Source organism: Streptomyces sp. NPDC058459 (genome assembly GCF_042721685.1).
Classification (GTDB): domain Bacteria; phylum Actinomycetota; class Actinomycetes; order Streptomycetales; family Streptomycetaceae; genus Streptomyces.
In genome coordinates this window covers 55,478-67,793 of sequence record NZ_JBHXLV010000008.1, presented here as the reverse complement: position 1 = coordinate 67,793, position 12,316 = coordinate 55,478, and the positions used below count along the sequence as shown (strand labels likewise).

At 73.2% G+C, this 12,316-nt stretch carries 4 protein-coding genes; all 4 read left to right on the top strand.

Annotated features, from left to right (window positions below; translation table 11 throughout):
* The first annotated feature begins 494 nt into the window (after positions 1–494).
* The 4 genes from ACFWN1_RS03470 (at position 495) to ACFWN1_RS03455 (ending at position 12,082) form a co-directional block, all read left to right on the top strand.
* Positions 495–7,793: an amino acid adenylation domain-containing protein gene (locus ACFWN1_RS03470; RefSeq protein ID WP_384357718.1), complete on the top strand. Its 7,299-nt coding sequence runs from the start codon at positions 495–497 to the stop codon at positions 7,791–7,793.
* An 83-nt stretch (positions 7,794–7,876) separates the two neighbouring features.
* Positions 7,877–8,797, top strand: a complete 921-nt coding sequence (locus ACFWN1_RS03465; protein WP_384357716.1) for a pyridoxal-phosphate dependent enzyme — start codon at positions 7,877–7,879, stop codon at positions 8,795–8,797.
* Positions 8,787–9,740 carry a fatty acid desaturase family protein gene (locus ACFWN1_RS03460; protein WP_384357714.1) on the top strand — a complete coding sequence of 318 codons (954 nt, stop codon included), beginning with the start codon at positions 8,787–8,789 and terminating at the stop codon, positions 9,738–9,740. Before ACFWN1_RS03465 ends, ACFWN1_RS03460 begins: the two co-directional genes overlap by 11 nt.
* A 428-nt stretch (positions 9,741–10,168) precedes the next feature.
* Positions 10,169–12,082 (top strand): Na+/H+ antiporter NhaA, encoded by a 1,914-nt coding sequence (locus ACFWN1_RS03455; RefSeq protein ID WP_384357712.1) that lies wholly within the window; start codon positions 10,169–10,171, stop codon positions 12,080–12,082.
* Positions 12,083–12,316: the final 234 nt, after the last annotated feature.

The window sequence follows — 12,316 nt, the reverse complement described above, 5'->3', positions numbered from 1 at the left end:
TTGCGGCGCGCGGTCGGGTCACGGGGCGGGAGGGCGCGCGTCGGCCAAGCCCTCATGAGCGCCGCGCGGCCCACGGGGGTGACCCCGTCGCCTTACGGGCTGACCTCAACACCGATCCACCAAGATCACCAGGTACGTGTGACCCCAGCCAGGCCGGTCCACGGCCTCACGGCGAGTCACCGAAGGCGGGGGCGCCGCTCCGAAGGCCGCACTGGACGCACAAGGCCGGCCGGACCATGGCGGTGCGCGACCTGATCCGTCTGCCACTCGGGACACGGGCTGTGCGCCGGGCGCACCGACGCACTCGAGAACCCTCAAGGGCAGCCGTCCGGTGGTGACTTGGCCAGATCTGCACCATCAACGAACCGTGTTCACCTGCTCGTTCGTGAACTGCTGGCTGAAGTACGCGCCTTGGTCGTGCACGTCTCGCACATTCGCCTAGGCGCTTCGCTGCGAGTCGCCGCCAGTGCAGGGACCGTTTCCAGGGAGAGCGCGTGCGTGTCAGAACAGCTGGGGACTCGACCGTGTCGGGCGGTGGGGAGGGCGCCGGTGTCATCGACTCGAACGGCGCCGGCGCCCCCGCGTCGGACCTGTTCGCCGCGATCGAGGAGCAGGCGCGCCGCACCCCCGACGCGCCGGCCGTGATCGACGCCAGGGGCGCGCTCTCCTACGCCGGCCTCATGGCCGAGGTCACCGCACTGGCCGGGGCGCTGCACACGAGCGGGGTCACGACCGGGGATCTCGTGGGGTTGTGCCTGCCCCGGGGCCGGGACGCCGTCACGGCGATGCTGGCGGTGCTGCGGATGGGAGCCGGTTACCTGCCGCTCGATCCCAGCTATCCGGCGGCGCGCCTGGCGGTGATGGTCGAGCAGGCCGAACCCCGAGTGGTACTGGTCAAGGCGGACGGCGCGGCCGAGGCCGTGCCGTCGCTGCCCCCGGGGACGGCGGTGCTCACCGTGGACGCGGGCCGAGGCGCCGATCCCGCGCCGGGCGTCGTCGTCGCGCCGGAGAACCCCGCGTATGTCATCTTCACCTCGGGCAGCACGGGACGGCCCAAGGGCGTGGTCGTGCCGCACCGCGCCCTCGCGCACTTCTGCCGGGCCGCCCGCGAGCGCTACGGTCTGTCTCGCGCGGACCGGGTGCTGCAGTTCGCGTCGCTCAGCTTCGACGCCAGCGTGGAGGAGATCTTCCCTCCGCTCACCGTCGGCGCCGCGGTCGTCGTCCGGGACGACGACATGATCAGCCGGCCCGATGTCTTCCTGGACCGGTGTGCCGGACTGGGCATCACCGTCCTCGACCTGCCCACCGCGTACTGGCATGAACTCGTCGGCGCACTCGACCGCGGTGAGGCGACCTTCCCGGCGACGGTGCGGATGGTGATCATCGGCGGTGAGGCGGTCAACGCCGAGGCGGTCGCCCGCTGGCGGGAGCGGGTCGGCACGCGGGTGCGGCTCCTCAACACCTACGGCCCCACGGAGACATCGGTCGTGGCGACCGCTGCCGATCTGACGGCATGGGCCGGTGACGGGCCCGTCCCGATCGGAACCGCGCTGCGGGGGGTCGCCGTACGGGTCACGGACGAAGACGGCACGGCGGCGGCGCCCGGTGAGCCGGGCGAGCTGCGCATCGGCGGCGCGGGAGTGGCCACCGGCTACCTCGGCAGGCCGGACCTGACCGACGACCGGTTCCGCGAGGGTCCGGACGGAGGGCGGGAGTACCTGTCCGGCGACCGGGTGCGGCAGCTGCCGGACGGCAGCCTGGAGTACCTCGGCCGGCTCGACCAGCAGGTGAAGATACGGGGCTTTCGGGTGGAACCCGGCGAGGTGGAGAGCGCGCTGAGAGCTGTGCGCGGTGTCGCCGACGCGATCGTCCTGGTGGATTCGGGTGCGGGTGCGCCGCGGCTCGCCGCCCATCTCGTGCTCACCGACGAGGCTCCGGGCACCGATGCCGTGCGGCGTGAGCTGTCCGCCCGGGTGCCGCACTACCTCGTGCCGGCCGTCTTCACCGCGCACGCCGTGTTCCCGCTGACCGCGCAGGGCAAGGTGGACCGCGCCGCCCTGGTCGCCGCCCGCCGCCCGGCCCCATACACGGCGGACGACGCCGGCGACTCCTCACCGCAAGCCCTGGTGGCCGCGGTGTGGCGCGAACTGCTGGGTGCCGGGGACATCCGGCCGACGGACGACTTCTTCTCCCTCGGCGGGGACTCCCTCTCCGCCATCCGCATGATCGGCCGGTTGCGGCACTCGCACGGCGCCGACCTCACCCTCAGCGCGCTCTACGCGGCGCCGACACTCGCCCAGGTCGCCGACGTCGTCCGCGGCGCCGGCACCGCGCCCGGCCCCGCGCCCACGGCTGACCCCGCACCCGCACTCGGCCCCGGCGAGGACCACCCGGCCGAGGAGCCGACAGCGCTCCCCCTCACCGCGCTGCAGCGGGACTTCTGGATGGCCGAGCAGGTGAGCCCCGAACTGCCGGTGCACACCCTCGGCATCCGCTACCGCTGGGCGGCCCCCGTCCGCCCCGAGCTGCTGCGCCGGTGCCTTGCCGAACTGGCGGCACGCCACCCGGCCCTGGTGTCGCGTTTCCCCCTCGTCGGCGACGAGCCGGTGATGACCACCGACCGGTCCGCCCCGGTCCCGTTCGGCGAGATCGACCTGCGAGAGCTGACACCGGACGTGGCGCGGGGGCGGGCGGCCGAGGAGCGACGCCGGATCACGTCGGAGCGTACCGACCTCGAACGCGGCGAGGTGGCGCGTGCGACGCTGATACGCACCCCCGAGGCAGACGAACTCTTCCTGACGGTCCACCACGTGGTCTTCGACGGGTGGTCGGTGGGAGTCCTCGGCGACGAACTCGCGGAGATCTACGGCGATCTGAGTGCGGGCCGCGAACCGCGGCGCGCCGCGCCGGATCTTCTTCCGGAGGTAGCCCGGCAGCGGTCGGCCGCCTCCGGCGACGCCGCGCTCGCCGCGTACTGGCGCGACCGCTTCCAGGGTGCCGACCTGGACCTGGACCTGCCCGCCGACCGGCCTCGCGCCGCCGTCGCGACCCATCGGGCGGGACGGGTCACCCGCCCTGTCGCCCCGGCATCGCTCGCGCGGCTGAACGCGTGCGCCAGGGAGCACCGGGTCAGCCTCTTCATGGTCGTCCTGGCGGGTGTGCAGGCGGTGCTCGGCAGGTACACCGGACGCGGCGACGTGACGGTGCTGGCCCCGGTGGCGGGACGTGAGGACCCCGCGCTGGACCGCACCGTCGGCGCCGTCCTCAACATCCTTCCGCTGCGCGGCGACCTCACGGGCACGCCGACGTTCGCCGGACTGCTGGGCCGGGTGCGGGACGCGGTCCTGCGCGACCTGGAGCACCAGGGTCTGCCGCTGCCGGACATCGCGGCATCGGTACGAGGGTCCGGCGGCGGCCGGCTCGACCCGCTCAGCCGGGTGAGCGTCACCGTCCAGAACACGGCGGCGCCGCGCGACCCGCTGGTGGTGTACGCGGGGGACGAGGCGCCCGCCGCGACCATGGCGGACCTCGCCATCAGCCTGGACTTTCCCGCTGACGGCCCCGTCCTGACCGTCGACTACGCGGCCGAGATCTTCGACGCGGAGCGGGTCGAGGCCCTGGTGGACCATCTGCTGACCCTGCTGAGCGCCGGTGCGGCGGACCCCGGCACGGAGGTGGACCGGCTCCCGCTGCTGACCGAGGCGGAGCGCCACCAGATCCTCCACACCTGGAACGACACCGCCACCGCGACCCCCGCGGCGGGGAGCCTGCACGAGCTGTTCGAGCGCTGCGCCGCACAGCGGCCTGACGCGCCCGCCCTGACGTCGGGCCCGCGCACCGTCAGCTACGACTGGCTCAACCGCGCTGCCAACCGCATCGCCCACCTGCTGCGCGAGCGGGGCGTGCTCCCCGGCGAGCGGGTGGCGATCTGCCTGGACCGCGGGATCGACCTGTTCGCGGCGATGTGGGGCGTGCTGAAGGCGGGGGGCGCCTACGTGCCCCTGGACCCGGCGTACCCGCGCGAGCGGCTGCGGTACATGATCGAGGACAGCCGCCCGGTGGCACTGGTCACCCGGCTGGACCTCCCGGGCGCCCCCGACGCGCCGGGGGACACGGCCGTCCTCGCGCTCGACCGCGACGCCGCGCTGCTGGACGCCGCGACGGACACCGACCCCGTGCCCGTCGGGACGCCGGACGACCCGGCCTACGTCATCTACACCTCCGGCTCCACCGGGCGCCCGAAGGGCGTGGTGGTGACCCACCGGAACCTGGTGCACGCGGCGGCCATGTGGCAGCGCGCCTACGACCTCGACCCGGACTGGACGTACCAGCAGGCCGCCAGCTTCTCGTTCGACATGTTCGTGGGCGAGACGCTGCGGGCGCACTGCACCGGCGGCCGGCTCGTCGTTGTCCCGCGCGAGACGCTGCTGGACCCCGCCGAGTTGTACGCCCTCATGCGCGACGAGCGGGTGCGGTGCACCGAACTGGTTCCGGCCGTGCTGCGGGCCCTGCTGTCCCATGTCGAACAGAGCGGTCAGCGGCTGGACTTCGTGCGGCTGCTGATCGGCGGCGGCGAGAAGTGGCAGGTGCGCGAGTACCAGCGCGCGCAACGTCTCGTCGGCCCCGGGAACCGGGTCGTCAACGCCTACGGCGTCACCGAGGTCACCGTCGACAACGTCTACTTCGACGGCGATGTCACGGAACTGCCGGCCGAGGCGCCGCTGCCCATCGGCCGCCCCTTCCCCGACAACCGGGTGTACGTGCTGGACGCTCACGGGGAACCGGTGCCGCCCGGAGTGGTGGGCGAACTCCATCTGGGCGGCGCCGGGGTCTCCCTGGGCTACCACGAGCGGCCGGAGCTGACCGGGGAGAGGTTCGTCCCCGATCCGTACGCTCCGGATGCCGCCGGCGGCACGGCGCGCATGTACCGCACCGGGGACAGCGCGCGCTACCGCCGCGACGGCACCGTCGACTTCCTGGGCCGCCTGGACGACCAGGTCAAGGTGAACGGCTACCGGGTGGAACTGGGCGAGGTGGAGGCCGCGCTCGGCGCGCTGCCCGGGGCGGCGGAGTCCGCGGCCGCGGTGCGCGTCCTGCCCTCCGGAACCGCACAGCTCGTCGGCTACCTCGTACCCGCACCGGGGGCCGCGCTCACCGAGGCGGCCGTCCGCGAGGCGCTGGCGACCGGGCTGCCCGTACACATGGTGCCCGCGCGGGTGGTGTTCCTGCCGCGGCTGCCGCTGACCCCGAACGGCAAGATCGACCGGCGAGCCCTGCCGGCCCCGCCCGACGCCTCCGACACCCCGGCGCGCACCGCGCCCCGCGACGCCGCCGAGCGGCGCATCGCCGGCGTCTGGGCGAGCACGCTGGGCGTGGAGGAGTCGGCCATCGGGATCGACGACAGCTTCTTCGCCTTGGGCGGCGACTCCTTCGCGGCGCTGAGGGTCGTCCGGCGGATCGACCCGGGCCTGGCGCTGGTGGAGCTGTACCGCACGCCGACGGTGCGCGCGCTGGCCGCGCTGCTCGCGGAGCGCGGCGAGGGACAGCGGGCGGAGCCGGTGCCGTTGCTGCACCGGCTCACCGGACAGGAGACGGACCCGGTCGCGGGCGGCGTGACGGTGGTCGCGGTGCCCTTCTCCGGCGGCAGCGCCGTCGCGTACCAGCCGCTGGCCGAGCGACTGCCCGCGCACTGGGGACTGTACGCGGTCGAACTGCCGGGCCACGACCTGAGCAGGCCGGACGACGCACTGCTGCCGGGGACCGAAGTGGCGTCCCGAGTGGTGACGGAACTCGCCGCGGTGAAGGGGCCCGTCCTGCTCTACGGGCACTGCCTCGGCACGGCCGTGACGCTGGAGATCGCCCGTCAGGCGGAGGCCGCGGGCGTGGACCTGGTGGGCGTCGGGCTGGGCGCCAGTTTCCCGACGGCCCGGCTTCCCGGGCGGTTCTTCGACTGGCTGCACCGGCTGGTCCCCACCGACTGGCTCACCTCCGACCGGGAGTACCTGTCGTTCCTGCGGGCGCGAGGCGGCTTCACCGAACTGGACGACCCCGAACAGCAGCAGTTCGCCCTGCGCAACGTGCGGCACGACGCGCGGGACGCGGAGGAGTACTACACCAGGGCATACCGGGACGCCGCGGCACCACGGCTGCGCGCCCCGATCCTCAGCGTGGTGGGCTCCCGCGACCGGGTCACCGAGCTGTACGAGGAGCGCCACCGCGAGTGGGAGCACTTCTCGGACGACGTCTCCCTGGCGGTACTGCCGAAGGCGGGCCACTTCTTCGTCAAGACGCACGGCGAACCGCTGGCCCGGACACTCGTCGAGCACGCCGAACGATGGCGCAGGACGCCGGGCCCCGGGGACGAGTCCCGGCCCACGGCGGCGGAGGCCACGGACGAGGACCGCCGCCCGGTTCCGCCGCGCCGGCCGGCGACGGCCGGCCCGAAGGGCGCCCAGCCGAGCCTTTCCCGGTTCGCCGTCGTGGCGCTGGGACAGTTCCTGTCGATGATCGGCAGCAGTCTCAGCACGCTCGTGCTGAGCATCTGGGTCTACCAGCGCACCGGCTCCATGACCGACTTCGCCCTCGTCAACGCGGTGGGCATGCTCCCCGGCATCGCCGCCGGGCCGCTGGCGGGCGCGGTGGCGGACCGCTGGAACCGCCGCGTGATCATGCTGACCAGCGACGCGGTGGCGGGGCTGGCGATGGGCGTGCTCGCCCTGCTGGTCCTCGGCCGGGGCATGCAGATGTGGCAGGTCTACCTGGCCGTGTCCGTCACCTCCGTCGCGGGCGCCTTCCAGCGGCCCGCCTACCTGGCCGCGGTGGCCCAGCTCGTGCCCAAGCGGTACCTCGGGCACGCGGGCGGCGTCAGCCAGCTCGGCGTGGGAGTGGGCACCGTGTTCGCGCCCATGATCGCCGCAGGGCTGATCGGGGTGATCGGTGTCTCCGGTGTGATCATGATCGACGTGGGCAGCTTCGCGGCGGGTGTCGTGACGCTGCTGGTGGTCCGCTTCCCCGACTCCCTCTTCCGCCGTCGTGACGAGTCGTTCGGCAGGGAGGTCACCGGCGGCTGGCGCTACATCGCCCGCCGGCCCGGCCTGCGCACGGCGCTGCGCTTCTTCGTCATCGACCATGCCCTGTACACCCTGGGCTTCGCGGTCATCACGCCGATGCTGCTCATCGAGCAGTCCCCGGTGATGCTGGGGACGGCGCTCGGCGCGGCCGGTGTCGGCGGCCTCTGCGGCAGCCTGGTGATGGGCCTGTGGGGCGGCACCAGCCGCCGGACGCACGGCATGATCGTCTCCATGGCGGTGGCCAGCCTCGCGATGGTGCTGGTCGGCATCGCGAGCCCGGTCCTGATCGTGACCGGGATGTTCCTCCTGGCCTTCGGGGAGTCCCTGGCCGACGGTCACTGGATCGCCCTCGTCCAGACCAAGGTGGGCCTCGAACTCCAGGGCCGGGTGCTCGCCATCTTCATGACGCTGATGATGCTGACCATGCCGATCGGCTACCTGGTCGTCGGCCCGCTGGCCGAGCACTACGTACAGCCGCTCCTGGAGCCCGGCGGCGCCCTCGCGGACACGGTCGGCGTGCTGCTCGGCACCGGTCCGGGACGGGGACTGGCGCTGCTCGTCGTCGTCAGCGGACTGCTGCAGCTGGGCTGGGCGGCGCGCGGCTGGACCCGGCCCCGTCTGCGCCTGCTCGAGGACGACCTGCCCGACGCGCTGCCCCCGGCGGAGATCGGCGATCTCGACGACCTCCAGGGCCACGCGGACGCCCAGCTCGTGACCGCCTGAACCCGCCGGCCCCCTGACGCCGGCGCCCCGTGAGCGCACCGGCAGCACTCCCCGCCACTCCACCACCTCCGAAGGAACCCGTCATGCCCTCCCCCGCACCGCCGTCCGCCGTAGCCCCCTCCGACGCCTTCGGCACACCCCTCATCGACGTCTCCGCACTGGTGCCCGGCGCCCGGGTCCTGGTCAAGGACGAGACGCGCTACGCCTCGGGAAGCCACAAGGAGCCGGCCGCCCGCGCGGTCGTCGCCCAGGTCCTGGCCGACGGCCACCGGCACATCGCCATCGCCACCTGCGGCAACTACGGGCGGGCCATGGCCACGGCCTGTCACGCCGCCGGTGTGGACTGCACGGTGGTCCTCCCCACCGGCTGGAGCGACGGCGGCGAGGCCATGCGGGCCGCCGGCGCCCGCGTCCACCTCGTGGACGGGTCGTACGAGGACGCCGTGGACGAGTCCCGCCGGCTCGCCGCCACCGGCGACTGCGTCGACGGCAACGTGGACGGTCCCTACGTCGAGGCCGTACTGGGGGGGCACGGCGTGCTCGTGTCCGCGCTGCGGGCCGCGCTGCCCGAACCCCCCGCGGTGATCTGGCTGCCCGTCGGCAACGGCACCACCGCCATCGCCGTGCGGCGCCGACTTCAAGCGGTCGGCTGGAACACGGTGATCAACGGTGTCGGCTCGACCGGCAACAACCCTGTGGTGACCTGCTGGCCGGGACCGTACCGGACACTGCCGCCGCAGTCCGTCACCACCACTGACCACAACCAGCCGCTGGTCAACTGGCACGCCTTGCAGGGCGCCGAGGCCATGGAGGCGATCGCGGCCACCGGGGGCGTCGTCCTGGGCGCCGAGGACCGGGAGTTGTGCGACGCCCGTGACGCGCTGGCCGAACACGGCGCGACCCCCACCGCCGCCGGCTCCGTCGCTCTGGCGGGGCTGCTGCGCAGCGCCCGGTCCGAGGGCCTGGCGCACGGTACCCACGTGGTGGTGCTCAGTGGCCGTTGAGCAGTTCCTCCCCGATCGCGGCAACGCTCGGCCCGACCGACCGACCCTCCTCTTCCAGCGGGCCAGGGTGACAGCCGCCGACGAACGGGTCTTCCTCGGCAAACTCGCCGTTCTGGCCGTCCTCACCTGCGCCGGCGCGGTACTGGCCCTCCAGCACAACCTGTGGGCGGCGGGCGCCGGGATCATCCTGCTGGCCGCCATGTTCACCCACGCCGTGGAACTTCAGCACCAGTGCCTGCACCACTCCGCCTTCCGGCGCGCCCTCCCCCACCGGCTGATCGGCGTCCCCCTCGGACTGCCGCTCCTGGTGGTCTACAGCCACTACCGGGTGCGCCACCTGCAGCACCACCGCTACTTGGGCACCCCGCAGGACACGGAGTTCTTCGGCTTCGACACCCGGGGGCCGCTGACCGTTCCGGCGCTGCTGCGGGGCCTGCTCGACTACCCCCGCCTGGGCACCGTCGCCGCCGAAGTCGTACGCGCGGCCACGGGGCGCTGGACGTACGCGTACGGGCACGTCGCGCCGGCCATGCGGCGGCGGATCGTCACCGAGCACCTTCTGCTGGGCGCCGTCGCGGCGGTCGCGGTCGTCCTGACGGCCTTCGGCCACGGCGAGTACGTACTGCGACTGTGGGTGCTCCCCCTGCTGCTCGCCGTCCCCCTGCACTTCCTCGTGGAGCTGCCGGAACACCTGCTGTGCGACCCGGACACCACCGATGTCCTCCACAACACTCGTTCGATCCGGGGGAGTTGGCTGAGCACCTGGTTCACCAACGGCAACAACCTGCACGTGGAGCACCACGCCGCGATGACGGTGCCGATCAACCGCCTCGGCGAGCGGCACACGGAGACGAAGGCCTTCGCCGTACATGTGGAGCGCAGCTACGCCGACTTCTACCGCGTCCTGTGGCGGACGCTCAGGACCGGACCGTCAGCCCCGTAGCGGGCGGCACCCGCCGCGGACGTCGCCGTGGCGGTGGCCACGGCCTCGCGGGTGAGCGGTCCCAGCCGCCTCCTCCCCCACCGTGCACGAGCGGCCGGAGGCTGACCGGCTCCCTCACCGCCGTCACTGCCGACGACCACCGGACCGGAAGACATCGCCGCCACGCCGGTGCGTGAGCGTTCACGCTCTGCCCGGTCCGCGAGCAGGCCGGCAGGGGAACTCGGACCTTGCCTGGGCCACTGACAGTGCCGGCGCGCGCACGGACCGCCGGTCGGAACGGGTGCTGTGGGGGCGTCCCGTTGCGTGTGCCAGCGGTAGTAGCAGCATGAGACATACGACATGGGCCCTCCCCCTCCGCGCTTCCCCCACGGGCTGCCCGCCGTGACAGGCCGGCCGGCCCCCGAGCCCAGAAGCCAGTAAGGAACGCCATGCCTACGCCGCAGCCCGTCGAGCTTTCCGGGCAGACCGAGTCGAGGTGGGACGCGCGCTCCCCCCTGCGGGCGTTCCTCCGTACGGAGACGGGCAGCTCCGCCTTCCTGCTGGTGGCCGCCGCCACCGCTCTGATCTGGGCCAACGTCGACCCCTCGGGCTACGACTCGTTCTGGCACCGACACCTGCTCTTCCAATTCGGCTCCTACACCGTGTCGCTGCCACTCCGCGAATGGGTGAACAGCGGGCTGATGACGCTCTTCTTCTTCGTGCTCGGCCTGGAGGCCCGGCGCGAGTTCGACCTGGGGGAGCTGCGGGAGCTCAGGCGGCTGGCGCTGCCCCTTGCAGCGGGCGTGTGCGGGATGGCGGTCCCGGTCTGCGTGTTCCTTGCCTTCAACGCGGGGCAGCCCTCCGCTCACGGGTGGGGGACGGCGATGTCCACCGACACCGCCTTCGCGCTGGGTGTGCTCGCGGTCCTGGGCCGTCGCATGCCGCAAGGGCTGAGGGTGTTCATCCTGGTCATCGCCGTCGTCGACGATTTCCTCGCGCTGGGCGCGATCGCCGTCGCGTACAGCACCCGTATCGCGTGGGCACCGCTGTTCGTAGCCCTGGCCCTCCTCTGCGCGGTGCTCGTGGCGCGCGGCCTGAGGGTGCGCCGGGGCCTCGTCTACGCGCTGCTCGCCGCCGCGGCCTGGCTGGCGCTCCTGGAGTCCGGGGTGGACCCCGTGGTGGTCGGGCTCGCCATGGGCCTGCTGACCTACGCCGGGCTGGCTTCGCGGAGCGACTTGGAGTACGCCAGCGGGCTGTTCCGGCTGTTCCGCGAACAGCCCACACCGGAGCTGGAGCGCTCCCTGCGCGAGGGGATCGCCTCCGCGCTGTCCCCCAACGAACGCCTGCAGCGGCTGTACCACCCCTGGAGCAGTTATGCGGTGGTGCCGCTCTTCGCGGTGGCCAACGCCGGCATCCCGGTAAGCGCGACCCTGCTCTCGCAGGCTGTCGCGTCGCCCGTCACGCTGGGGATCTTCTTCGGATTCGTCCTGGGCAAGCCGGTCGGCATCGCCGGGGCGGCGGCGGCAGTGACCCGGCTGACCCGCGGTCGCGTCCAGCCGCCGGCAGGCTGGGGGGCGGTAGTGGTGGGGGGTGCGCTTTCGGGTGCCGGGTTCACGGTCTCGCTGCTCATCGCGGCCCGCGCCTTCCACGGCGCGGAGCTGGAGGAGGCGAAGGTCGGCGTGCTGGGCGCAATCGTCGCATCCTTCGTTCTGAGCTGGGCTCTTACGGGCGCCATCGGCCTGCTTCCCCGGCGTACGCGCCTGAAGGTGCTTGTCGGCAGAGCCGAGGGCATCGTCGACCTGGCCGTTCCCGTCGACCCGGATCGCGATCACATCCGGGGCCCCAGGTCCGGGCCCATCACGGTGGTGGAATACGGCGACTACGAGTGCACGTACTGCGGTCGGGCCGAGCCTGTGATCCGGGACCTCCTGGGCAGCTTCGCCGACGTCCGCTACGTCTGGCGCCACCTCCCGCTCACGGACGTGCACGAGCACGCCCAGCTCGCCGCCGAGGCGGCGGAGGCCGCGGCCCTGCAAGGGGGCTACTGGCCGATGCACGACCTGCTCCTCACTCACCAGGGCGCCCTTCGGCTGGCCGATCTGCGCCGCTACGCGGAGGAGATCGGCCTGGACACCGGACGCTTCGAACACGACGTGCGGGCCAGGGCAGGCGCCGCACGCGTGGCGGAGGATGTCGAGTCGGCGGACATCAGCGGCGTCGCCGGGACGCCCACCTTCTTCGTCAACGGGCTCCGCCACCACGGCGCGTACGACGTCGGCAGCCTCTCCGCAGCCGTCCGGGCCGCCCGCCAACGTGCGCAGGTCGGTGAATGGAGGGCAAAGACAGGCCCGGACAGGCGCTGAGGCCACCAGCTTCCGCAGCCGGGCGGTGCACATCCTCCCGGGGAGGGTGTGCCCAAGCCCGGCCTGTGTCAGCAGCACGTTGTCTTGGGCGCCGCTCCCCACGGAGAGGCGCAGCACCCCCGGCCGGGGTCCGTGGACATGTCCGATCGGCGCGAGCGTGTTGAACGGGTCCTCGTATGTGCGGCGCGCCTTGCGCTGGGCCGGACCGCGGGAACGCCGTGACCGCCGTCGGGG